This is a genomic window from Candidatus Pelagibacter bacterium nBUS_29, from assembly GCF_051200905.1.
Lineage (GTDB): Bacteria > Pseudomonadota > Alphaproteobacteria > Pelagibacterales > Pelagibacteraceae > Pelagibacter.
The window spans coordinates 171,278-194,309 of the sequence record NZ_CP172843.1 but is presented as its reverse complement, the minus strand read 5'-3'; the positions used below and the strand labels follow the sequence as shown (position 1 = coordinate 194,309).

Below are 23,032 nucleotides of genomic sequence, written 5' to 3'. Positions count from 1 at the left end.
AATACATGAAATCTATTCAATCAAATATCAAAAAAGCTAAAAAATTTTTAGATAAGAATCATTGTGTAGCTGTGCCTACTGAAACTGTCTATGGATTAGCTGGAAATGCTTATTCGAGCCTATCTGTAAAAAGGATATTTAAGTTGAAGAAAAGACCGATGAATAACCCTTTAATTGTTCATTATTCAGATATTGATAGGCTTAAAGATGATTGTGTTATTAATGATAATTTTATCAAGCTGTATAATGAATTCTCTCCTGGACCAATTACATTTATCTTAAAATTGAAAAAAGGTTCCAAAATTTCTAAATTTGTAACCAACAAACAAAAAAGCCTAGCAGTGCGTTTTTCCAAACATACATTATTTAAAAAACTACTTAAAAGTTTGAACTATCCATTAGCTGCCCCAAGTGCAAATATATCAACTAGATTAAGCACTGTTAAAGCGTCTGATGTTATAGAGGAGTTTGGAGCAAGAATTAAATATGTCTTGGATGGAGGCAAATGTCAGATTGGTTTAGAGTCAACAATTATTAATCTTTTAGGCAAACCAACAATACTAAGACTTGGAGGATTAGACGTTTCAAAAATAGAAAAAATATTAAAAAAAAAGGTTTTAATCAAAACTAATTCAAAAAAAAAGATTGCGCCTGGACAATTTTCTTTGCATTACTCTCCTGGCATTCCATTAAGAACAAATGCAAAAAAACCAAAAGAAGATGAAGCTTTTGTATTGATAAAAAAAAGAAAAACTACATTAAAAAATTACTACTATTTAAGTAAAAAAAATAATCTTAAGCAATCTGCTAAAAATCTATACACATTATTAAGAAAAATTAAAAAAGATGGTTATAAAATGATTGCAGTTGAAAAAATTCAAAATAAAGGAATTGGCAAAACAATTAATGATAGATTGAAAAGAGCTTCAAGATATTAAATGGCAAAATCAATTGAAGTAATAAATTTATTAAAGAGAGAAAGGTACTTAAATCAATTTTTGGCAAATAAATTGGCGCGCCTGCTAGGAGTCGAACCCAGAACCTCCTGATCCGAAGTCAGGCGCTCTATCCAGTTGAGCTACAAGCGCATATAGTATTAGTATTACATTTTATGAAAAAAAACATTAATTTTATAGTCGAAGAAAATGAAAACAATCTAAGAGTAGATGTATTAATCAACAAAAGAGAAGAGTTAATTAGTAGGACAAGAATTAAAAACTTAATCTTAAAAGAAAAACTAAAATTAAATGATGAAATTATTAAAAGTCCTTCAAAAAAAGTTTTAACTGGTGACAAATTAAGCCTCAATATCCCAGAACCTGAAGTAGCGTCACTAAAACCCTATGACTTTAAACTGGAAATAATTCATGAAGATGAAGATTTGTTAGTAATCAACAAACCAGCTGGAATAATTATGCATCCTGGAGCTGGAAATTATGACAAAACAATTGTTAATGCGTTAATGCATTATGATAATAACTCACTATCAACTATTGGAGATGAGCTTAGACCAGGGATAGTACATAGGATTGATAAAAACACATCAGGTTTAGTGGTTATTGCAAAAAATAATGAAACACATGAAAACTTATCGAAACAATTTAGCGATCATACAATCACAAGAGTTTATCAGCTGTTAATTTGGGGCAAACTAAGACCTTCATCTGGTAGAATTGATACATTTATAACTCGAAGTTCAAAGAACAGACAATTAATGGAGGTAAGCAGATCCAAAGGTAAGCATGCAATTACCAATTATAAAACTATAGAAATTTTTGAAAACGATAAAACACCAACATTAAGTTTAGTTGAGTGTAAATTAGAAACTGGAAGAACTCATCAAATTCGTGTTCATATGACGCATATGGGAAACAGCATTGTTGGGGATGATAAATATAAAAAAAAATATAAGAAGTTAAAAAATATTGATATGGGATTAGAAAGTTTAATCTCGAAATTAAATAGACAATTTTTACATGCAAAAACTCTGGGTTTCATTCATCCAAAAACTAATGAAGAAATGATTTTTTCCTCAATTTTGCCACAAGAACTGAATAATTTATTAAAAATGCTTAAAAATACTAGCGAATAAACCATTGAAAATTTAATATAATTAATTAAATAAATATCTCCATGAATGCAACTTTTAATAGTAATGTGCCAGCTCTTTCAAATGAAGGGGGTTTGTCAGCATATTTAGAACAAATTAAAAAATTTCCAATGCTAGCTGCAGAAGAAGAATACATGTTAGCAAAAAATTGGAAAACTACAGGCAATATCAAAGCAGCTGAAAAATTAGTAACGAGTCACCTAAGATTAGTGGCTAAAATTGCAATGGGATACAAAGGTTATGGATTACCTGTAAATGAAATGATTTCTGAAGGAAATGTTGGTCTTATGCAGGCTGTTAAAAAATTTGAACCTGAAAAAGGTTTTAGATTAGCGACATATGCGATGTGGTGGATCAAAGCTTCTATCCAAGAATATATATTAAGATCTTGGAGTTTAGTCAAAATTGGAACAACTACAGCTCAAAAAAAATTATTTTTTAATCTCAAAAAAATAAAAAATCAAATAGCACCACAAACAGAAGGTGATTTAAGAGACGAACATGTTAATGAAATAGCTAATAAATTAGATGTAAGTAAAGATGAAGTTGTCTCAATGAATAGAAGACTTTCCGGTAAAGAGTTTTCATTAAATGCTCAAGTTGGTGAAGATGGAGATGAATGGCAAGATTGGTTAGTCGATAAAGAACTAGACCATGATCTAAAATTTGCTCATCAAGAAGAAATGGAGCAAAGAAAAGATTTATTAAAAAATTCAATCAAAGTTCTAAATGAAAGAGAAAAAGAAATTTTATATTCTAGAAGGTTAAATGATAATCCTACAACTTTAGAGGATTTGAGCAAAAAACATAAAATTAGTAGAGAAAGAGTAAGACAAATTGAGAATAAGGCATTTGAGAAATTACAAAAACAAATGCTACTTATGGCAAAATCTAAAAATTTGTTACCTGTAAATTAAATATCAAAAGGATTTTCAACTAAAATGGTATCATCTCTTTCAGGACTAGTAGATACACTGGATACTTTCGCGCCTATAAAATTTTCTACTGCATAAATATATTTTTTTGCATTTTCAGGTAATGCATTCATATCTTTGATTCCATTTGTAGATTTTTTCCATCCGGGAAAAGTTTTGTAAACTGGCTTTATTTTTAACTGATCTTCAACTGCTGCAGGCAAATAATCTATTTTTTTTCCATCAAGTTGGTACTCAACACACATTTTAATTTCATCCAACTCATCAAGAACATCAAGTTTAGTAAGCGCAATACCATCTATACCTGAAATTTTTATAGTCTGTCTAACCAAAACGCCATCAAACCATCCACACCTTCTTTTTCTACTGGTCACTGTACCAAATTCTTTTCCCCGAGTACCAAGCAATTCTCCAATATCATCTGTTAATTCTGTTGGAAAGGGACCTTCGCCAACTCTTGTTGTGTAGGCTTTTGTAATTCCTAAAACATAATTAATTGAATTTGGACCACATCCTGTACCTGTTGCAGCACTTGATGCAACAGTGTTAGAAGAAGTTACATAAGGATATGTTCCATGATCTACATCTAATAAAATTCCCTGAGCACCTTCAAATAAAATTTTCTTTTTTTGTTTTTTGAACTCATCAATTTTGAGCCAAACTGGTTGTGAAAACTTTAATATTTGAGGTGCGATTTTTAATAAATCTGATTTAAGTTGTTCTTTTTCAAAAATTTTCTTTCCAAGACCTTTTCTGATTGCATTATGATGAACTAAAACAGATTCTAACCTTTGGTCCAAATTTTTTTCAGACCTGAGATCCATTACTCTGATTGATCTTCTTCCAACTTTATCTTCGTATGCAGGGCCAATTCCTCTTCTAGTTGTTCCAATTTTACTTTTACCTGCTGCATCTTCTCTTATTTCATCCATTTCTCTATGAAATGGCAAAATTAAATTTGCAGCTTCTGAAATAATGAAATTATTTACATCTACATTGACACCTTTGGATTTTATTTCTTCAATTTCTTCCAGTAACGCCCATGGGTCGACAACTACTCCATTTCCAATAATTGAAATTTTATTTTTTCGTACAATGCCGGATGGCAATAATCTTAATTTATAAGTCACTCCATCAATTACTAGGGTGTGACCTGCATTGTGTCCTCCTTGGAATCTAATTACAACGTCAGCTTGTTCTGAAAGCCAATCAACAATTTTACCTTTTCCTTCATCACCCCACTGAGATCCAACTACAACTATATTTTTCATTATCTAAATTTTCTTTCTATATTAATTGTGTGAAGATGATTAATTGGACCATGACCTTCTCCATATTCGGGATTAGTTCTAATAGCAGAACTTACATAGTTAATGCCAAGCTCACAAGATTTCTTTATAGGTTTTCCACAAGATAAAAATGTAGTTATTGCGCTAGATAAAGTGCATCCTGTTCCGTGGGTATTTTTGGTTTTAAATCTTTTACTCTTAAAAATTTTAATATCAGATTTTGAAACAAATATATCTTCAACAATTTCTGAGTTTAAATGACCTCCTTTAATTAACACATTTTTTGCACCAATTTCTATTAATTTATATGCAGCAAAGATCATATCTTCTTTACATTTAATTTTTGTATTAGTTAATATTTCTGCTTCTGGAATATTAGGTGTGAGCAATGTAACTATTTTTATTAATTTATTTTTTAATAATTTAATTGCATCATCAGCTATTAATTTAACTCCACCTTTTGCAACCATAACAGGATCAAGGACTATTCTTTTTACTTTAATTATCTTTAGAGAATTAATAACAGATTCAATTACTTTGGTAGAATGTAGCATGCCAATCTTAATCGCATCAGGATTAATATCTTTCGCAGTAAATAAAATTTGATTTGAAATTTCTTTTGGTGGAACTGGAACAATTGATTTAACTCCTATTGTATTTTGAGCTGTAATAGCAGTAATCGCTGTCATCGCATAAGAGCCAAGTGCTGTAATAGTTTTGATGTCAGCCTGAATTCCAGCTCCACCTGAAGAGTCAGATCCTGCAATAATTAATACTTTGGAGTTAGGCTTCACTTTATTTGTTTTAAAATAATATTTATGCACTTATCTAAAAGATGTTTGTTTTCACTTTCACCCATGACTCTTATTTTTGACTCTGTGCCTGATTCTCTAACTAAAATTCTTCCATGACCTTTCATTAGTCTTTCTGCTTTTTTTACTGATTTTTTTACTTCTAGGTTTTTAATTATAGATTTATTCTTTACTGAAATATTTTCCAAAATTTGAGGAGTTTTTTTAAACTTATTAAAAAAAGAACTAGCTTTTCTTCCTTTTCTTAATGCAAATAATGCTTCTAACGCAACCAGCAGTCCATCTCCAGTTGTTGCAAACTTGCCTAAAATAATATGACCAGATTGTTCACCACCTAAATTAAAATTATTTTTTTGCATATTTTCTTTTACATACCTATCACCAACATTTGCTCTTATAAATTTTATCTTCTCAGATTTAAAAAATTTTTCTAAACCATAGTTTGACATCAAGGTGCCCACAACACCTCCTCTTAACATTTTTTTACTCTTCCATCTTGTAGCTAAAGCTGCAATTATTTGATCTCCGTCAATTATATTTCCTAATTCATCACTCATTATAATTCTATCAGCGTCACCATCTAAAGAAATGCCAAGGTGAGCTCTATATCTTTTTACTGCAAGTTTAATCTTATTTGGATATGTAGAGCCACACTTTTGATTAATATTCATACCATTTGGATTTATGCCAATTGCTATTACTTTTGCCCCCAAAGACTTTAGTAGTTCTGGTCCTGCTTTGTAGCCCGCACCATTTGCGCAATCAATTACTATTCTTAATCCTCTTAAATTAAATTCCTTTGGAAAATTTTTTTTTAAAATTTTTAGATATTTTTTTGTTCCATTTTCTAACCTTTTTACTCTCCCTAATTTTTCTGGACTTGAGAGATTTTTTGTAATTTCTTTATCAATCAAATTTTCTATTTTTTTTTCAATTTTATCAGATAACTTCATGCCGTCAGGGCCAAATAATTTTAAACCATTGTCATAATGTGGATTATGAGAGGCAGTTATCATAATACCCATATTAGCTTTCATTGCCTTTGTTAACATTGCCAAACCATTTGTTGGCAAGGGTCCAAGTGTGTAAACATGCATTCCAGCTGATGTCAGTCCTGAAACTAACGCCGGTTCAAGAGTATAGCCAGACAGTCTTGTGTCTTTAGCTATTATTGCTGTTTGTTTTAATTTTTTTTGAGATTTAAAAAATGTACCTGAAGCAAGGCCAAACTTAAAGAACATATCACCATTAATATATTTGCTATTAATTGCACCTCTTATTCCGTCAGTTCCAAAATATTTTTTTGTCATTTGTATTTTGTTATTTCTTTAAAGACTTTTATGCTTTGAAGCAATTCATTTACATCATGAATTCTTAAAATTTGTACTCCTTGCATCATTAGATAAATTGACGAAGCTACTGTTCCTCCAATTCTGTTTTTAGTGTCATTTTTACCTGCTATTTCTTTAATAAATCTTTTTCTCGAGTTACCTACCAGTATAGGAAATCCTAGGGAGTGAAAAATAGAAATATTACTTAAAAGACTAATATTGTGTTTTAAATTTTTTCCAAAGCCTATACCTGGATCAATAATAATATTATTGTGTTTTATTCCAATTGTTTTTAAAAATTTTATTTTTTGTTCAAAAAAATCATAGATATCTAATAATTCATTTTTATATTGTGGCTTATTTTGCATTTTTTCAGGTGTCCCTTGTGAATGTTGAACAACAAAAGGGGTTTTATATTTTTTTAAAACATTAACAGTTTCAAAATCATAATTTAGCCCAGACACATCATTAATAATTTTAACACCATGTTTAATTCCTTTTTTCATAACTTCAGATTTTCTTGTATCTAATGAAATTGGGATTTTTTTACTTATCAACTTAATAAGCTTTTCTATTCTCTTCCATTCTATTTTATTATTTATTGCTTTTGATCCAGGTCTTGTTGACTCTCCACCAATATCAATAATATTTGCTCCTAAATCAAACATCTCTAATGCATGCTTTAGTCCTTTACTGTCTTTATTAAATTTTCCTCCATCAGAAAAACTATCTGGTGTAATGTTTAATACCCCCATTATATTTGGTATTTTTAAAAAATTTAAATTTGAAAAATTCTTTTTTTTTGATTTAATCTTTTTTAAATCAAATTTGATTTGTTCTTTTAATGATTTTTTTAAATCATTTATTTTATTTATAGAAATTTTTTTTTTAGAATTTCTTGATATTATCTCAATATGATCGAATGAAATTTTTTTATTTCCATTTAGAGGAATTGTTTTATTATTATTTACTAATAGTCTTGACTCACTTCCATAATAGAAATTACACGCTCTAGTGTAATATCTTCTCATTTCTTTATGTTAATGAACTATTTTTGGTTTTAAACCCATAGCACCTAAAGCTGAGCTTTGATCATCATTTTCTTTGGGTTCTTCAGTCACTTTATCTTTTGGGTATAAATTTTTATTAATTATATTTTCAATTTCTTCACCAGTTAAAGTTTCATAAGTAATAAGAGCTTTAGCAATTTTGTGTAAATCATCAATTTTTTCAGTTAATATTTTTGTAGCCTCGTTGTAACCTTCATCAACTAATTTTCTGATTTCTTTATCTATTTTTTTAGCTACTTCTTCTGAGACCGATTGTGTTTGAGTAACTGACCTACCTAAAAATACTTCCTCTTGATTTTCTCCATATTCTATTGGGCCCATTTCTTCACTCATTCCATATTTTGTTACCATAGCTCTTGCAAGTTGGGTAGCTTGGTTTATATCTGATCCACTACCACCACCAGCACCTGTAGATATATTGTCTTTTCCAAAGATTAATTCTTCAGCAACTCTTCCACCAAAACATACAGCCATCCTTGCTTTCAAATATTTAATTGAATACCCATGTTTGTCTCTCTCTGGTAGATTCATAACCATTCCTAGCGCTCTACCTCTTGGAATTATAGTTGCTTTGTGTATTGGGTCATAACTTGGCATGTTAAATGACACCAAAGCATGACCTCCCTCATGATATGCTGTCAATTTTTTTTCGTCTTCTGTCATTACCATTGATCGTCTTTCAGATCCCATCATTACTTTATCTTTAGCTTCTTCAAACTCAATTAAAGTCACAATTCTTTTGTTTTTTCTTGCTGCCAGTAAAGCTGACTCATTAACCAGATTGGCTAAATCTGCACCTGAAAAACCAGGTGTCCCTCTAGCTATAGTTCTTAAATTTACATCTGGCGCCATCTTAATTTTTTTAACATGAACTTTTAAAATTTTTTCTCTTCCTATGATATCTGGGTTCGAAACAACCACCTGTCTATCAAATCTTCCAGGTCTTAATAAAGCTGGATCAAGTACATCAGGTCTATTCGTTGCTGCAATAATAATAACACCTTCATTTGTTTCAAATCCGTCCATTTCAACTAACAATTGGTTTAGGGTTTGCTCTCTTTCATCATTTCCTCCTCCTAATCCAGCACCTCTACTTCTGCCGACTGCATCTATCTCATCTATAAAAATAATACATGGTGAATTTTTTTTACCCTGCTCAAACATGTCTCTAACTCTTGAGGCACCTACTCCAACAAACATTTCAACAAAGTCTGAACCTGAAATGGTAAAAAACGGAACACCAGCTTCACCAGCGATTGCTCTTGCCAGCAATGTTTTTCCAGTCCCAGGAGGGCCAACTAATAGAGCTCCTCTAGGAATTTTTCCTCCTAATCTACTAAATTTTTTTGGATCTTTTAAAAATTCTACAATTTCTTCTACTTCTTCTTTAGCTTCCTCTACCCCAGCGACATCATTAAATGTAACTTTACCTTTAAGCTCATTCATCATTTTAGCTTTAGATTTTCCAAATCCCATTGCACCACCCTTGCCACCTTGCATTTGCCTCATAAAGAAAATCCAAACTGCAATTAATAGCAACATTGGGAACCAAGATAAAAGAACTCCAAACAGTGAAGGCATTTTTTCATCTAAAGGTGCAGCTGAAATACTAACTCCTTTATCAGATAGTTTTTCGATTAAGTTAGGGTCATTAGGAGAGTATGTAGAAAAAGAGTTACCATTAGAAAAAACTCCTTTAATATTATTCCCTTGAATCTCAACTTTTAAAACCTCTCCATTTTCAACTGAGGTTAAAAATTCTGAAAATATAATTTGATTTCCTCCTCTTACGTTTGCCTGAGGATTCTTAAACATGTTATATAAGCCAATAGTCAGGAAGACTATAATTCCCCACATAGCGAGATTTTTTAAATTCATAATAGTAAGATAAGAATTATTACAAGATTAACAAGTGACAAAATATCATTAAATATTTATGTTTTGTTACTCTTTGGACAAAATTACAGTTTCATTAACCTTTTTAATAACACAGCCACCTAAAGTAACTTTGAAGGAGGATTTAAAATTTATTAAGTGAATAATTTTATCAATTTTTTTTCCTCTGACAGCGTAATACTTTTTACCTACAATTTTTATTACCTCGGTTAAAGACCTAAATACAACTTCGTTTGACTGAGAAAAAAAATTTTCTTTTAGAATAACATTATTTTTTTGACTTAAAATTGTTACATTGTCCTCTAAATTTTTTTTAGTGTAAAACTCTATATTCTCATTTGCAAATTTTAGATTTTTAATTGTTAAAAAAAACTTTTTTCTATCAAAACCCTCTAAACTTAATTGTTTTAAAAAATTTCTAATTTTTACTCTTTTAAAATTATCATCTTCATTTGATGGGTCTTTAATATATGATCCAAAAATATAATTACTTACATATATCAGGTCCTTTTTATTTATTTTAATTAAAGGTCTAATCAAATTGACCTGATTTTTATGTGTCTCTCTATCTAATGAAATTAATCCCTTTAAACCACTACCTCTTAAAATTCTTATAAAAAAATTTTCAAATAAATCGTCTAGGTGATGGCCAAGAAGAATATTTTGTATTCGATACTTTTTTGCTGCGTCTGTTAATAACTTGTATCTTTTTTCTCTAGCAATCGATTGAATATTTTTACTAGGCTTTATTCCCTTCCAGGTTAAAATATCTAATTTTATAGAAAAGTTTTTTAATTTTTTTTGAACATATTTAGCCTCTAATGTTGAATTTTTTCTCAATCTATGATCGACAATTAAATATTTCACATTTAAAGATTTTTTAATTGAATAAATTTTTGCTAAAAAAGATAATGCAAGACTATCTGGACCACCTGAAAGAGCTACAATAAAATTATTTTTAATATGAAGGTTGTCTTCAAATTTTTTATAAATTTGAAGAGTTCGACTATCTTTTAATTTATCTAATAAAAACTTACGAGTCTTCTTTGATACATTCAAATTTTTTAGACTCATATTTTGCTTTTTGAATTACTGATTGACTTGCCTTAGGGTATTGTAGCTCTACACCATTAATCATTTTACAACCTTGATCTTTTTCTCCAATCTGAACCATTGATACACCAAGTTTTAACAAATTTATAGGAGCCTTGTTACCTTTTGGATATTTTTGATAACCCTCCAAGTAAGCTGATGCAGCATCAGTATATAGTTGTCTTATTCTAAATGTTTCAGCATACCAATACTGAGCACTACCAGCTAATTCATGTTCGCTATTAGATAAAACAAATTCTCTAAAAGCTCTTTCAGCTGTACTGTAATCACCAACTTTTAAAAAACTTGTTGCAAACTCATATTGTTTTTTTGGAGTAAGATCTTGTGGTAATATTTTTTCTTCTGCCTGAAAAGTTTCAGTCACAACAGATGCGGTAGTATCTACAGATTGAATTTGCTGAGATGTTTCAGATGTCTCTGTATCTTTGTACGATATTGTGCCTAGATCTTGTGGCTGCGAACTCCCTGGTAATATTTCACTTTTTGTTGTGTCTGTTTTTGGTTTAGAGGACAATTGTGTTGTATTATCACTAGAACTTATTGCAGACTCTAAATCTTGAAATCTTATCTGATTATCAGCCTGAATTTTTGATAATCTATTTGATAATTTATCAAGCTTAAAATTAATTTCTTCAAATTTATTAGTTAATTGCCGAAATTGATCCTCAACTTCAGATAATTTTAATAAATGCCTTGTCAGGACATCTTCTGAATTACTATCTAGCTCAATATTTGATTGTTCTTTTGATGAGGTATTGATTTCAATTGAACCTGAATAAACTGCTCTTTCAAGAGTTTTAAGGTCATTCTTGATTATTTCTAAAGTTTCATAAATATTATGATTATCTGAAAAAGAATTTTGTAAAAAACCTAAATTGAATAAAATTAGTAATATTAATTTTAATGTAAATCTCATTAGTATTTAGATTTATGGTTATAAAAATGGCAAAAAAAAGACCCTAAAACTTTTATGCTTTAGGGTCTTTAAATTTAATTCTTTAATTTGCTTTAACAGTTACAGATCTTCTATTTTTTGACCAAGCTAATGGGTTAGAACCAGCATCTACTGGTCTTTCTTTTCCATAACTTAATACTGAAATCCTGTCTGAAGATATTCCATAAGTCATTAAGTAATCTTTTGCAGAATTAGCTCTTCTTTCTCCAAGCGCTAAGTTATATTCTCTTGTTCCTCTTTCATCTGCGTGTCCTTCAAGAACAACATTGATGCTAGAATTTTTTCTTAACCAAGCCGCTTGAGCTCTTAATGTCTCTCTTGAAGCTGTTGTTAAAATAGTTTCGTTTGTCGCAAAGAAAACTCTGTCTGGAACACCATCAGCCAAATATTCAACTGTATCAGTTCCTGTGTAAACATCACCTTGCATCTGACCTTGTATTGCATCAGTTGCTACTTCTTTTTTTGTTGCACATGCTGATAACACTAGGCATGCCGCTAATATTAAAAGTGTGTTTTTGTAAATTTTGCTTAGTATCATTAAATTGCTCCTTGCTGCTAATTTCAATTTCTTACTTTTTCACAACTCAATAGAGGTTTCAAGTCAAAAAATCAAGTTTTTTTACTTAATTACTCAATAAAGATGACCATGATGGGTCAGAGGCGTCTGTTTCAGTTTCAACTAAACGTTCATTATATCCAGTTAAATCTATTGACCATAGCTTAGCAGAAAAACCTTCACCTTTTGCGTTAGTTTTTGTCTCTCTATAAAAAATTAAAACTCTACCATTGGGTGACCAAGATGGGGCTTCTTGGTAATAGTTTTCAGTTAATAATCTTTCTCCCTTACCATCTGTCCTCATCACACCAATATAAAATTTTCCTTTATGTAATTTAGTGAACGCTATTAAATCTCCCCTTGGAGACCAGACTGGCGTTCCATAAATACCGTTTCCAAATGAAATTCTTTTAACATTACTCCCATCACTTTTCATGAGATAAATTTGCTGGTATCCACTTCTGTCAGAGTTAAAAGCTATATATTTTCCATTTGGAGAATAAGATGGTGAAGTATCAATTGAAGGATGATTAGTTATTCTTTCAACTAATCTATTTTCTAAATCCATAGTGTAGATATCTGATTTTCCATCTTTAGCAAAACTCATGATTATCTTTTTGCCATCAGGAGAAAACCTAGGTGCAAAAGTCATTCCAGGAAAATCACCAACGACTTCTTGGGTTCCTGTTTCAATATCTAAAAGATATACTCTAGGTAAATTTTTAAAGTAAGACAAATATGTAACCATTTGACTGGTAGGATTAAATCTAGGAGTTAATACTAGCTCATTTCCAAGTGTCAGGAATTTATTATTTGCACCATCCTGATCCATAATAGCTAATCTTTTTTTTCTTTGTGTTTTTGGACCTTCTTCAGCAACATAAATTATTCTTGTATCAAAATATCCTTTTTCTCCAGTTAATCTCTCATAAACTTTATCAGATATAATGTGTCCTACTCTTCTCCAATTATTAGGTACAGTCGTAAATGCTAATGCCATCATCTCTTTAGCTGCCAAAACATCCCACAACCTAAATTCAACTCTTAATTTTTCGTCAATATATGTTACTTTGCCAGTTATAAGTGCTTGAGCTTTGATTAAATTCCAATCTTCAAATCTAGGTTTTAAATTTGCAATATCTGGTGCTTGTAAAAATGCATCTTTACTCAGTGGATTAAACAGACCAGATGTTCTTAAATTATTTTCAACTATGCTTGAAATTTCAGATCCAATATTTTGTTCCTTAAGAATTTTTTCAAAACTTTTTCTTGACTGATCATCAATTGACAATGGTGAAACTGCTAATGGGAGTGGGTTTAAATTTCCTCTAGTAATATCTACTTCAATTAAAGCAAAAGCATTAATTGGAACTAAAACTGTAAAAAGTAAAATTATAAATATTTTTTTCATCTTTTATCTTAACCTTCTAACATTTCTCTTGCATCAAAATTTAATTGTAATTCTTTCCATCTTTCATAGCCTGTTGTTGGAACTCTTAATGGTTGGCATAATTTTACAGCTCTTAATGCACTTTCAGCTAACACTTTATAAAATCCCTGACCTGGTTTATTCATTCTTGCATGATCTAAAATTTCAGTTTTTGCTACTGAGCCATCAGGTTCAAGCATTAATTTAATTCTAACTAACAAATCTTCGTTATAAGGTAATCCAAGAGGAATACTCCAGCATCCAAAAATTTGAGCTTTTAAAGCATCTTCTTCACTTAGAGTTAATCCTGAAGTTACAATGTTTTTATCTTGGTCTTGCGTAATATCATTATTTTTTTTAACCACTTCAGCTGTGTCTTCTTTTGCTTTATCAATTAATTTTGCAATATTATCTAAATCAACAAATTCTTTTTTTTCAAATTCTGAGACTTGTTTTACCTCCTCATTTAATTTATCTGGATTTTGTTTATTTTCCTTTTTTGTCTCAATTTTTTTTACAGTTTTTTCTGGGAGCGGGATTGCTTCTGGTGTTTTGTTGTCAATTTTTTCACTTTTATCAACTGAGACAACTGTTTTTGTTTTTGTTTTTTTAACTTTTTTTGGAGGTGCTTGTTCTGATACTAATTTTTTTTCTTTTTCTTTTACCTTCTCAATTATTTTTTTTGCTTTAGGGGCAAATGGGATATTTGTTTTTTCTGCAATCTGAATTAATTCCACAGAAACAATTGGTGGAATATCTAGGGGTTTTTTAGTTAAAAATGGTAAACTCATGGCGGTGATAAATATTAATGCTGTATGTAAAACAGAAGATATAATTATACTTCTATTCATACAGATCTACCTTTGTTTATATGGCTCAGATATCAGGGCAACCTTAGTAAAACCTGATCCGGATAATAAGCCCATTATCTCTAATACTCTACCATAGTTAATTGTCTTATCTCCTCTTACATATATCCTTGTATCAGTTCTATTTTTTGAAACTGCTAAAACTTTAGCAATAATTTTTTCATATTCTACTTTTGCTTCTTGAATAAAAATTTCACCTTTTGCATTTATTGAAAGTGTTAATGGCTCAGCTTCTTCTGGAAGGGAGTCTGCAGATGTCTCCGGAAGATCTACTTGTACACCTACTGTAAGCAATGGCGCAGTTACCATAAATATAATTAATAATACTAGCATGACATCTACAAATGGTGTCACATTAATCTCACTGATAGGTCCTTTTGATGAACGATTTAATTTAAATGCCATCTAAATTATTGTTAAAAATCTTTTTGAAAAGTTTTCTAATTTTTGAGAATATTTTTGTGAGTCAGTGTTAAACTTATTATACGCAACTACAGCAGGAATTGCAGCTAACAATCCTAGGGCAGTAGCAAATAATGCCTCTGCTATTCCTGGAGCTACAATTGCTAAACTAGTGTTTCTAGAAATTGCAATAGATTGGAATGAATTCATTATCCCCCATACTGTTCCAAATAAACCAATAAAAGGTGCAGTCGATCCAACTGTGGCTAGGAATGTAAACCCTTTATCAATTTTAGACATTTGTTTTTCAATCCCAACTTCTAAAAAAATACTCATTTTTTCACTTAAATTATTTTTGGATTTTTTTTTCAAAAGACTCTCCATTGCTTCCTGAAAAACTACTGCCGTTGGATCATCGACTTTTGTTGGTAAACTATTATAAAATGTTTCTGCTGATTTTGAATTCCAAAAATTTTCCTCAAACTCCTCTGAAGATTTATTGATTCTTTTAAATAATCTAAATTTTTCTATAATTACTGCCCATGAATAAATTGAGCAAACTATCAAAATAATAATTACTGATTTGACAACTATATCAGCTCTTAAAAATAAGCTCATTAAAGAAAAATCAGTATTAGTTCCCAATCCTACTGCTTGTGATGCGATATCAACTTCCATAATTATACTTCACACTTAAATGTGTCATGAATTTGTCTTTAATTTTTTACTATTATTCAGTTTTGTAAGTTTCATAATAAAAACTTGCTATCAAAATAGCATCAGCTTTATTAGAGTCTTTTTTTCTTGATAATTGACCTGAAAAGTATGGAAAAATTTCAATTGCCTTTGTTCTGCTTGCATCTTTTTCAGAATTGATAAGATTAAAATATTTTTTCCATTTTGCAGGTCTTACAAAATACACAGGCAATTGCATCGCAGAACAAATGCCTTTTAAAACTCCAAAAGACTGCCCAAAATTAAACATGCTAGTTACACCTTGACCCGGCATAGCTGATACTTGCTCTACAACTACTTTAATGTCTTCTTTTTCAAACTTTTTAATTCTTTCAGAAATTTCATTAAAAATTTGAGAGCCATTTACCTGTTTTTTATTTTTTTTACCCTCAGCCATTGTTGGCATTTCTACCACATCAATGATTTTGCCCTCGTGAAAAAAACAAATTGATCCAGAAATACCTGGGTCGATGCCAATTACCAACATTAATTATTACCAAAGTTAACATTTGAAAAAACATTTTGCACATCATCATCATCTTCTAATGTTTCTAAAAAATTAATCGCAGCCTCTTCTCTATCTTTCTCAATATTAACACTATTTAAGGGAATCCATTCAATCTCTGTTGAAATAAAATTTGATATAATTTTTTCTAATTTTTTTTTAACATTATAAATTTCACTCATAGCGCATTGAATTTCGTGAAATTCATGATTAGAAATACATTCATCTGCTCCTGAGTCTATTGCTAATTCAAAAATATTTTCCTCAGATATTTCTTTTTTATCAATTTTAATGATGCCTAATTGATTGAAATTATGAGATGCAGAGCCTTGTGTTCCCAAACTACCACCATTTTTTTGAAATATAGTTCTTATATTTGATGCAGTTCTATTTTTATTGTCTGTTAAAGTCTCTACAATTACAGCAATTTTATCAGGGCCAAATCCCTCATATCTTAAATTTTCAAAATTAGACTCTGCGTTTACTGAAGATTTATCGATAGCTCTCTCAATATTGTCTTTTGGCATATTGGCAGATCTTGCAGCTTGAATCGCAGATCTTAATCTTGGATTCATTGCTGGATCTTTATCACCAAGTTTTGCAGCTACACTTATCTCTTTAGATAATTTTGAGAAAATTTTAGATCTTTGCTTATCTGCTTTTCCCTTTGAATGTTTGATACTCGCCCACTTTGAATGACCTGACATAATTTTTTCTAAGTATTTTTTAACTGACCTCCGCAAATATAACTTTCAATGTTATTTGCTAATCCTGTTTCTATATTACAATCAACAATTACACCACACAAAGTAGCATCACCTATAGCTGGAAAATGTTTAATTGAATTTTTTTTTAAAAATCTATTTAATGAATTTTCAGTATTCATACCAATAACAGAATTATAATCTCCACACATTCCAGCATCTGTTTGATATGCTGTGCCACCATCTAATATTCTTGCATCATTAGTCGGAATATGTGTGTGAGTTCCAACAACTAATGAGGCTTTACCATCAAACAAATGTCCTATTGCATTTTTTTCACTTGTTATTTCACCATGAAAATCAACTACAAGCAAATCATAGTCTTGTTTTAACTTATGCTGTTTCATAAATTTTTCTGAAACTTCAAAAACGTCATCACTTTTTTTCATAAAGACATTGCCCATTAAGTTTAGCACTCCAATCTTAATATTGTTTTTGGTGTTATAAATATTAAAGCCTTTACCTGGAGCTGGTTCAAAAAGATTTTTAGGACGTAACAATTTGTCTTCTTTATCTATGAATTCCATTATTTCTTTTTGGTCCCACACATGGTTACCAGTTGTAATTACATCGACTCCACAATTAAAAAAATCATTACATATTTCTTTGGTTAAACCTACGCCTTGAAAAGCTGCATTCTCACCATTTACAATTACGAAATCTATTTTTTTTGATTTGATTTCGTTCATTAAATTATTCATCAGTTTTGAGCAACCTGAAACTCCAACTACATCACCTAAAAATAATATTCTCATCTTAAAATTCTTTCTCTGTAATTATAAAATCTAATCTTTTATCATATTCATCTATAGGTAATGATGAGGTTTTTTGGAAAGAAAAAGCTAAACCAATTTTTATTATTTTTTTAATTTTTTCAATTTTCTGAATATAACGATCATAAAAACCCCCACCGTAGCCCAATCGATTTAAATTACTATCAAAAGCAACTAATGGAATTAACAGAATGTCTGGATAAAAAATCTTAGTTGATACTGGTTCAGGAATACCAAATTTATTTATCTTTAATGGTTCGTTATTTGACCATTTAAAAAAGTTCATCTGATTATCTTTTTTTATAATTGGTAGTGATATATTAAATTTTTTTTTTTCTAACAATTCTAAAATTTCTAAATCATCAATTTCATAATTAGATGGATAATAACCACCAATATTTTTAAGATTTGATATATTTGTTTCTAAATAGGTAATTAACTTACCTGAATTAATTTTAAATTTTTTATCAAAATTTTTTTTTCTAATTTTTAAAATCTTTTTTCTAATTTGAGATTTATTCACAAAGATTTATTGAGAGATATTTTCTAATTTAGTTTTTTCAACAAAATTAGATATCTCATCTGCAGCTTCATCAATTAATTGTTCGTATTTTTTATGATTGGCCTCAATTTCGTTTTTAAAATTTGAATGATTAGCATTTAACTCTTTAACCTCTTCTTCTTTTTTATCTCTATAGTCATAAATAAGTGATTTCAATTCTCTAAATTTATTAGAAAGATCTTTTAATTCATTTTTTTTTTGATCAACCCTTTTTTTAGTTTCATAATACTCATCCATAATTTTTACAGCTGTAATTAAAAGCAATTTATTTTCTCCTAAATTTCCAAGATTGTTTTTTAAATCATTAAACTTTTGATTAATATGGATTAATAGTTCCTCAAGATGTTCCTCTTGACCATCCTCACATGACAATAAAAATTCTTTATTGTTAAATTTAATGCTTACATTTGCCATTTGTCTATTTCTTCCAACAAAGTATCTGTTTCTTGGTTTAATTCATCAATTTTTTCAGAGAACTCGGTCTGTTTTTTCTCTTCTAATTTTTCATTATTTTGAATTTCTTCAAGTTTTTTTGTTAAATTTGTGTGTTCATCCAATAAAGATTTATATTTATCCTCTAATTGAGATTTTTCAATTTCTAATTGAGTTTTTTGAGAATTTAAATCATCAATATTATTTCTCAAATCAGGATTAGTTAGATCTAAATTTTTTAACTTTGATAAAGCCTCGTTTAATTTTTTTTCTTTTTCGATTATAGAATTCATATATATATGTTTATATTATTAAATAGATTCTTCTAAGTCTAGTCAGGATATTTTTGAATAAACTACATAATGATTTAGCTAATTGCATCAGATTTCTTTCAATTGATGCTGTGCAGAAAGCAAATTCTGGTCACCCTGGTATGCCGATGGGTATGGCAGATGTTGCAACTGTTCTATTTAAAAATTTTTTAAGATTTAATCCTAAAAATCCAAATTGGCTTAATAGAGACAGATTTGTTTTATCTGCAGGTCATGGCTCCATGCTACTTTATTCTCTGTTATACTTGACTGGATATAAAAGTATTTCACTTAGTAGTATAAAAAAATTTAGAAAGCTTAATTCAATTTGTGCAGGTCATCCAGAGTATCACTCCAAAACTGGTATTGAGACTACAACTGGTCCACTTGGTCAGGGAATTGCAAATGCTGTTGGGTTTGCAGTTGCTGAAGAAATTTTAAAAAAGAAACTTGGTAAAGAAATTATAAATCACAAAACTTATGTTCTTGCAGGAGATGGTTGTCTAATGGAAGGAATAAGTCACGAAGCAATGAGTTTGGCGGGACATTTGAAACTCAAAAATCTAGTAATGCTTTTTGATAATAATTCAATATCGATTGACGGACCAACTAGTTTGGCAGTTTCAGATAACTTTAAAAAAAGATTTGAAAGTTATGGCTGGGAATACATTCTTATCAATGGTCATAATGAAAAAGAAATTTTTAAGGCTCTAAAAAAAGTCCAAAATGCAAAAAAACCAACTGTTATTTCATGTAAGACTAAAATTGGTTATGGCTCACCAAATAAATCTGGTAAATCATCATCTCATGGAAGTCCTCTAGGTTTAGATGAAATTAAATTAGTAAGAAATGCTCTTAATTGGAATTACAAACCTTTTGAAATTCCAAATAAAATTTTAAATGAGTGGAAAAAAATTGGTAAAAAAGGACAAAAACTTGAGAATAATTGGAACAAAATTTATAAAAAGAAAAAAGTAATAATAAATAATTTACTAAAAAATAATTTTACAAAAATTTTAAAAACAGAAAAACAAAAAACAATTAAAGAACTTAAATGTTTAGCAACAAGAAAATCCTCAGAACTTACTTTGAATGCATTGACTAGTGTTAGTAATAATTTAATTGGAGGTTCTGCTGATTTGGCAGGATCAAACAATACTAAAACAAAACATCATAAAATAGTAAAACCAGGTGACTTTAATAGTGATTACATTCACTATGGTGTGAGAGAACATGCAATGAGTGGGATAATGAATGGACTTGCCCTTCATAGTAACTTTATTCCTTATGGTGGAACATTTTTAATATTTTCAGATTATTGTAAACCATCAATAAGATTATCAGCACTAATGGAGCAAAGAGTTATTTATGTTATGACACACGACTCAATTGGTCTTGGTGAGGATGGCCCAACTCATCAACCAATAGAACAATTGTCAGGCTTACGTTCTATTCCAAATCTTAATGTTTTTAGACCTGCAGATAGAATGGAAACTATTGAGTGTTGGGAACATGCGCTAAAAAGTTCAAAAACACCAAGTGTTTTATCTTTGACTAGGCAAAACCTTGATCCAATAAGAATAAAATATTCAAAGATCAATAAGTGTTCTTTTGGAGCCTATGAAATATTACGAACAAATAAAAAGATTGATTTAACAATACTTGCAAGTGGCTCTGAGGTTAATTTGGCGATCGAGACTAGTCATAAATTGGCCAAAGATAAGATATACTCAAAAGTGATATCGATGCCTTCCCAAGATCTTTTTGACTTACAGCCAAATTCATACAAACAAAAAATTATTAATGAAACAAAAATAAAAATTTCTATAGAAGCGGCATCAACAGATTGCTGGAAAAAGTATGTTGGTGATAATGGTTTAACTTTTGGAATTGATACATTTGGTAAAAGTGCACCATACAAAGAAATTTATAAACATTTTGGTTTAACAGCAGCAAACATTACAAACAAATCAAAAAAACTAGTTAGAAAAAAAATATGACTATAAATGTTGGAATAAATGGAATGGGAAGAATTGGACGGATGGTTATTAGAGCGATCATTGAAAGTCAAAACAAAAATATAAAAATAAAACACATCAATAACAGATCTAATTCTGAAGCAAGTTGCGCTCTAATTAAATATGATTCTGTACATGGAAAATTTAATGCAGATCTTGATTGTGATGAAAATCATTTAATTATTAATAAAAATAAGATTACTTTTTCCCAAGAGTCAAAAATTGAAGATATTAATTGGAAAAAACTTGGTGTTGATTATGTTTTTGAGTGTACTGGAAAATTTAATTCAAAAGAAAAACTACTAGCACACATTAATAATGGTGCAAAAAAAGTTATAGTTTCTGCTCCATGTAAAAACGCTGACAAAACTATTGTTTTTGGTGTAAATGAAGGTGAACTTACTAAAAATGATGAAATAATTTCTGCTGCATCCTGCACTACAAATTGTTTGGCACCTGTTGCAAACGCACTTCATCAAAATTTTGAAATTGAAAAAGGTTTTATGACGACGATTCATGCTTTTACAAGTGATCAAAGAATTTTAGATAATTCTCATAAGGATCCTAGAAGAGCAAGATCTGCAAGCCAATCAATTGTTCCAACATCTACTGGCGCATCAAAGGCAATTGGAGAAATAATCCCTTCATTGAAAGGGAAGTTGGAAGGTGTCGCTATGAGAGTTCCAACTCCCAATGTATCTCTTATTGAATTAGTTTTTTGTACTAAAAAAGAGATAAGCAAAGAAAAAATTAATGATGCTTTTACAGAAGTAACAAAAAATCAATCTAGAAAAGTGCTAGAAATAACTTCAGAAAAACTAGTATCTATTGATTTTAATCATAATTCATCATCAGCAATTGTAGACGCATCTCTTACTAGTGTTGTTGGTAAAAATATGGGAAAAATTTCAGCTTGGTATGACAATGAATGGGGATTTTCAAATAGAATGTGTGACATAGCAGAATATGTCCACAAAATCACTTGATGAAAAGCATAAAAGAGGAAACAAATCTTAATGATAAAAAGATATTATTAAGATTAGATTTAAATGTTCCTTTAGATGGTGACAGAATCACTGATACAACACGAATTGATAAAATTTTACCTACTTTAAAATTCTTAATCTCCCAAAATGCAAAAATAATAATTATTTCTCATATAGGAAGACCAAAAGGGAAAGTTGTAAACGAACTTTCACTTAGGCCAATATGTAAAGATTTAGAAATAAAGTTAAGTCAAAATATAAAACTCATTTCAAAAGATGTTAACGAGATAGCCTCTAAAGATTTATTTCATAGTGATAATGAAAAAATAGTTATGTTAGAAAATATAAGATTTTGTCCTGAGGAAGAAAAAAATAACCAAAAATTTGCAAAACATCTTTCAACTTTAGCTGACATTTATGTTAATGATGCTTTTTCATGTTCTCATAGAGCGCATGCATCAATTCATGGGATAACTAATTTTTTACCTTCTTATTCTGGATTACAACTTAATTTAGAAGTTGATGCTTTAAAAAAAATTACTTCTGAAATTAAAAAACCTATAACCTGCATAATTGGAGGCTCAAAAGTCTCAACAAAAATTAATATAATTAAAAATTTAATACCTAAATTTGATAATATTATAATTGTAGGCGGAATGGCTAATAATATAATTAAATATATGGGTAACAATATTGGAAAATCCCTACAAGAAGAAAACTCTGATCCAATTATTAAAGAAATTTTTTCACTTTCAGAAACAGAGAACTGTAAAATAATATATCCTCAAGATGTTATGGTAGGAAAAAACTTGAGTGGAGCTCCTCAAATAAAAGAATTAAATGAAATTTTATCAGATGAAATGATTTTAGATATTGGTCCAAAAACTATTAATATTATTAATAACATTATTGATGAAAGTAGTACTATTTTATGGAACGGGCCCGCAGGATATTTTGAAAATCCAAACTTTGCTAATGGTAGTATTAAAATTGCTAAAAAGATAATTGAAAATAACAAATCTAATAAAATTTATTCAGTTGCAGGAGGTGGAGATACAGTTTCATTATTAAATAGTTTAAATGCTATAAACAATTTTAATTTTGTTTCAACTGCTGGTGGAGCCTTCTTAGAATACCTTGAAGGTCAAGAGCTTCCTGGTATAAAAGCTTTAAACTAAA

At 29.6% G+C, this 23,032-nt stretch carries 24 protein-coding genes and 1 tRNA gene; 6 read left to right on the top strand and 19 right to left on the bottom strand.

Translation table 11 applies throughout. The annotated features are described in order from the left end of the window. Positions 1 to 5 precede the first annotated feature (5 nt). Complete coding sequence (locus ACIJYA_RS01010; protein ID WP_435088628.1) at positions 6 to 938, top strand: L-threonylcarbamoyladenylate synthase; 933 nt, start codon at positions 6 to 8, stop codon at positions 936 to 938. Between the two features lie 73 nt (positions 939 to 1,011). On the opposite strand, the gene ACIJYA_RS01005 is transcribed toward ACIJYA_RS01010, so the two are convergent. Beyond that, a tRNA-Arg gene (locus ACIJYA_RS01005) sits at positions 1,012 to 1,088 on the bottom strand. A 23-nt stretch (positions 1,089 to 1,111) separates the two neighbouring features. Between ACIJYA_RS01005 and ACIJYA_RS01000 the strand changes: the two genes are divergently transcribed. Together ACIJYA_RS01000 and rpoH are read left to right on the top strand one after the other, a co-directional pair. Next, positions 1,112 to 2,092, top strand: coding sequence for an RluA family pseudouridine synthase (locus ACIJYA_RS01000; protein ID WP_435088627.1), 981 nt, complete (start codon positions 1,112 to 1,114; stop codon positions 2,090 to 2,092). Between the two features lie 41 nt (positions 2,093 to 2,133). Then, positions 2,134 to 3,027, top strand: a complete 894-nt coding sequence (rpoH, locus tag ACIJYA_RS00995; protein ID WP_435088626.1) for an RNA polymerase sigma factor RpoH — start codon at positions 2,134 to 2,136, stop codon at positions 3,025 to 3,027. Here rpoH and ACIJYA_RS00990 read toward each other — a convergent pair. The 18 genes from ACIJYA_RS00990 to ACIJYA_RS00905 all read right to left on the bottom strand — a co-directional run bounded on the left by ACIJYA_RS00990 (position 3,024) and on the right by ACIJYA_RS00905 (position 18,831). Next, positions 3,024 to 4,316: an adenylosuccinate synthase gene (locus ACIJYA_RS00990; protein ID WP_435088625.1), complete on the bottom strand. Its 1,293-nt coding sequence runs from the start codon at positions 4,314 to 4,316 to the stop codon at positions 3,024 to 3,026. The genes rpoH and ACIJYA_RS00990 overlap by 4 nt on opposite strands. Next, positions 4,316 to 5,128 (bottom strand): bifunctional hydroxymethylpyrimidine kinase/phosphomethylpyrimidine kinase, encoded by an 813-nt coding sequence (gene thiD, locus ACIJYA_RS00985; protein ID WP_435088624.1) that lies wholly within the window; start codon positions 5,126 to 5,128, stop codon positions 4,316 to 4,318. The genes ACIJYA_RS00990 and thiD overlap by 1 nt, the downstream gene beginning before the upstream one ends. Continuing rightward, the gene (gene glmM, locus ACIJYA_RS00980) at positions 5,125 to 6,456 is read right to left on the bottom strand and encodes a phosphoglucosamine mutase (RefSeq protein ID WP_435088623.1); all 1,332 of its coding nucleotides are present in this window, start codon (positions 6,454 to 6,456) and stop codon (positions 5,125 to 5,127) included. Before glmM ends, thiD begins: the two co-directional genes overlap by 4 nt. Next, the gene (gene folP, locus ACIJYA_RS00975; RefSeq protein ID WP_435088622.1) at positions 6,453 to 7,508 is read right to left on the bottom strand and encodes a dihydropteroate synthase; all 1,056 of its coding nucleotides are present in this window, start codon (positions 7,506 to 7,508) and stop codon (positions 6,453 to 6,455) included. Before folP ends, glmM begins: the two co-directional genes overlap by 4 nt. Before the next feature lie 9 nt (positions 7,509 to 7,517). Next, the gene (gene ftsH / locus ACIJYA_RS00970) at positions 7,518 to 9,425 is read right to left on the bottom strand and encodes an ATP-dependent zinc metalloprotease FtsH (RefSeq protein ID WP_435088621.1); all 1,908 of its coding nucleotides are present in this window, start codon (positions 9,423 to 9,425) and stop codon (positions 7,518 to 7,520) included. A 66-nt stretch (positions 9,426 to 9,491) separates the two neighbouring features. Next, positions 9,492 to 10,517, bottom strand: a complete 1,026-nt coding sequence (gene tilS, locus ACIJYA_RS00965; RefSeq protein ID WP_435088620.1) for a tRNA lysidine(34) synthetase TilS — start codon at positions 10,515 to 10,517, stop codon at positions 9,492 to 9,494. Beyond that, entirely contained in the window at positions 10,477 to 11,472 is a 996-nt protein-coding gene (gene ybgF, locus ACIJYA_RS00960; RefSeq protein WP_435088619.1) for a tol-pal system protein YbgF, read from the bottom strand. Before ybgF ends, tilS begins: the two co-directional genes overlap by 41 nt. Before the next feature lie 82 nt (positions 11,473 to 11,554). Next, complete coding sequence (gene pal, locus ACIJYA_RS00955; protein ID WP_435088618.1) at positions 11,555 to 12,049, bottom strand: peptidoglycan-associated lipoprotein Pal; 495 nt, start codon at positions 12,047 to 12,049, stop codon at positions 11,555 to 11,557. 85 nt (positions 12,050 to 12,134) lie between these two features. Next, the gene (gene tolB, locus ACIJYA_RS00950) at positions 12,135 to 13,478 is read right to left on the bottom strand and encodes a Tol-Pal system beta propeller repeat protein TolB (protein ID WP_435088617.1); all 1,344 of its coding nucleotides are present in this window, start codon (positions 13,476 to 13,478) and stop codon (positions 12,135 to 12,137) included. 8 nt (positions 13,479 to 13,486) lie between these two features. Further along, a complete protein-coding gene (locus ACIJYA_RS00945) occupies positions 13,487 to 14,347 on the bottom strand; it encodes a cell envelope biogenesis protein TolA (protein WP_435088616.1) in 861 nt (286 codons plus the stop codon). Positions 14,348 to 14,353: 6 nt separating this feature from the next. Next, on the bottom strand, positions 14,354 to 14,770 hold the full coding sequence (tolR, locus tag ACIJYA_RS00940; RefSeq protein WP_435088615.1) for a protein TolR: 417 nt from the start codon (positions 14,768 to 14,770) through the stop codon (positions 14,354 to 14,356). Continuing rightward, complete coding sequence (gene tolQ / locus ACIJYA_RS00935) at positions 14,771 to 15,445, bottom strand: protein TolQ (protein WP_435088614.1); 675 nt, start codon at positions 15,443 to 15,445, stop codon at positions 14,771 to 14,773. A gap of 52 nt (positions 15,446 to 15,497) precedes the next feature. After that, positions 15,498 to 15,989, bottom strand: a complete 492-nt coding sequence (locus ACIJYA_RS00930) for a crossover junction endodeoxyribonuclease (RefSeq protein WP_435088613.1) — start codon at positions 15,987 to 15,989, stop codon at positions 15,498 to 15,500. Beyond that, on the bottom strand, positions 15,989 to 16,714 hold the full coding sequence (locus ACIJYA_RS00925) for a YebC/PmpR family DNA-binding transcriptional regulator (protein WP_435088612.1): 726 nt from the start codon (positions 16,712 to 16,714) through the stop codon (positions 15,989 to 15,991). Before ACIJYA_RS00925 ends, ACIJYA_RS00930 begins: the two co-directional genes overlap by 1 nt. Before the next feature lie 8 nt (positions 16,715 to 16,722). Continuing rightward, entirely contained in the window at positions 16,723 to 17,526 is an 804-nt protein-coding gene (locus tag ACIJYA_RS00920) for a TIGR00282 family metallophosphoesterase (protein ID WP_435088611.1), read from the bottom strand. A gap of 1 nt (position 17,527) precedes the next feature. Further along, the gene (locus ACIJYA_RS00915; RefSeq protein WP_435088610.1) at positions 17,528 to 18,067 is read right to left on the bottom strand and encodes a 5-formyltetrahydrofolate cyclo-ligase; all 540 of its coding nucleotides are present in this window, start codon (positions 18,065 to 18,067) and stop codon (positions 17,528 to 17,530) included. A gap of 6 nt (positions 18,068 to 18,073) precedes the next feature. Further along, on the bottom strand, positions 18,074 to 18,520 hold the full coding sequence (locus tag ACIJYA_RS00910; protein ID WP_435088609.1) for a cell division protein ZapA: 447 nt from the start codon (positions 18,518 to 18,520) through the stop codon (positions 18,074 to 18,076). After that, positions 18,508 to 18,831: a 5-formyltetrahydrofolate cyclo-ligase gene (locus ACIJYA_RS00905; RefSeq protein WP_435088608.1), complete on the bottom strand. Its 324-nt coding sequence runs from the start codon at positions 18,829 to 18,831 to the stop codon at positions 18,508 to 18,510. Before ACIJYA_RS00905 ends, ACIJYA_RS00910 begins: the two co-directional genes overlap by 13 nt. Positions 18,832 to 18,884: 53 nt before the next feature. Here ACIJYA_RS00905 and tkt point away from each other — a divergent pair, with 53 nt between their 5' ends. The 3 genes from tkt to ACIJYA_RS00890 are packed head-to-tail and all read left to right on the top strand — an operon-like array spanning position 18,885 to position 23,031. Next, the gene (gene tkt, locus ACIJYA_RS00900) at positions 18,885 to 20,849 is read left to right on the top strand and encodes a transketolase (protein ID WP_435088607.1); all 1,965 of its coding nucleotides are present in this window, start codon (positions 18,885 to 18,887) and stop codon (positions 20,847 to 20,849) included. Next, positions 20,846 to 21,853: a type I glyceraldehyde-3-phosphate dehydrogenase gene (gap, locus tag ACIJYA_RS00895; protein ID WP_435088606.1), complete on the top strand. Its 1,008-nt coding sequence runs from the start codon at positions 20,846 to 20,848 to the stop codon at positions 21,851 to 21,853. Before tkt ends, gap begins: the two co-directional genes overlap by 4 nt. Beyond that, the gene (locus ACIJYA_RS00890) at positions 21,853 to 23,031 is read left to right on the top strand and encodes a phosphoglycerate kinase (protein ID WP_435088605.1); all 1,179 of its coding nucleotides are present in this window, start codon (positions 21,853 to 21,855) and stop codon (positions 23,029 to 23,031) included. Before gap ends, ACIJYA_RS00890 begins: the two co-directional genes overlap by 1 nt. Position 23,032 lies beyond the last annotated feature (1 nt).

Excerpts from the sequence above, each read along its gene's own strand:
- ACIJYA_RS01010 (WP_435088628.1), top strand. The coding sequence starts at position 6 with ATGAAATCTATTCAATCAAATATCAAAAAAGCTAAAAAATTTTTAGAT.
- ACIJYA_RS01000 (WP_435088627.1), top strand. The coding sequence starts at position 1,112 with ATGAAAAAAAACATTAATTTTATAGTCGAAGAAAATGAAAACAATCTA.
- rpoH (WP_435088626.1), top strand. The coding sequence starts at position 2,134 with ATGAATGCAACTTTTAATAGTAATGTGCCAGCTCTTTCAAATGAAGGG.
- ACIJYA_RS00990 (WP_435088625.1), bottom strand. The coding sequence starts at position 4,316 with ATGAAAAATATAGTTGTAGTTGGATCTCAGTGGGGTGATGAAGGAAAA.
- glmM (WP_435088623.1), bottom strand. The coding sequence starts at position 6,456 with ATGACAAAAAAATATTTTGGAACTGACGGAATAAGAGGTGCAATTAAT.
- folP (WP_435088622.1), bottom strand. The coding sequence starts at position 7,508 with ATGAGAAGATATTACACTAGAGCGTGTAATTTCTATTATGGAAGTGAG.
- ftsH (WP_435088621.1), bottom strand. The coding sequence starts at position 9,425 with ATGAATTTAAAAAATCTCGCTATGTGGGGAATTATAGTCTTCCTGACT.
- tilS (WP_435088620.1), bottom strand. The coding sequence starts at position 10,517 with ATGAGTCTAAAAAATTTGAATGTATCAAAGAAGACTCGTAAGTTTTTA.
- ybgF (WP_435088619.1), bottom strand. The coding sequence starts at position 11,472 with ATGAGATTTACATTAAAATTAATATTACTAATTTTATTCAATTTAGGT.
- pal (WP_435088618.1), bottom strand. The coding sequence starts at position 12,049 with ATGATACTAAGCAAAATTTACAAAAACACACTTTTAATATTAGCGGCA.
- tolB (WP_435088617.1), bottom strand. The coding sequence starts at position 13,478 with ATGAAAAAAATATTTATAATTTTACTTTTTACAGTTTTAGTTCCAATT.
- ACIJYA_RS00945 (WP_435088616.1), bottom strand. The coding sequence starts at position 14,347 with ATGAATAGAAGTATAATTATATCTTCTGTTTTACATACAGCATTAATA.
- tolR (WP_435088615.1), bottom strand. The coding sequence starts at position 14,770 with ATGGCATTTAAATTAAATCGTTCATCAAAAGGACCTATCAGTGAGATT.
- tolQ (WP_435088614.1), bottom strand. The coding sequence starts at position 15,445 with ATGGAAGTTGATATCGCATCACAAGCAGTAGGATTGGGAACTAATACT.
- ACIJYA_RS00930 (WP_435088613.1), bottom strand. The coding sequence starts at position 15,989 with ATGTTGGTAATTGGCATCGACCCAGGTATTTCTGGATCAATTTGTTTT.
- ACIJYA_RS00925 (WP_435088612.1), bottom strand. The coding sequence starts at position 16,714 with ATGTCAGGTCATTCAAAGTGGGCGAGTATCAAACATTCAAAGGGAAAA.
- ACIJYA_RS00920 (WP_435088611.1), bottom strand. The coding sequence starts at position 17,526 with ATGAGAATATTATTTTTAGGTGATGTAGTTGGAGTTTCAGGTTGCTCA.
- ACIJYA_RS00910 (WP_435088609.1), bottom strand. The coding sequence starts at position 18,520 with ATGGCAAATGTAAGCATTAAATTTAACAATAAAGAATTTTTATTGTCA.
- ACIJYA_RS00905 (WP_435088608.1), bottom strand. The coding sequence starts at position 18,831 with ATGAATTCTATAATCGAAAAAGAAAAAAAATTAAACGAGGCTTTATCA.
- gap (WP_435088606.1), top strand. The coding sequence starts at position 20,846 with ATGACTATAAATGTTGGAATAAATGGAATGGGAAGAATTGGACGGATG.
- ACIJYA_RS00890 (WP_435088605.1), top strand. The coding sequence starts at position 21,853 with ATGAAAAGCATAAAAGAGGAAACAAATCTTAATGATAAAAAGATATTA.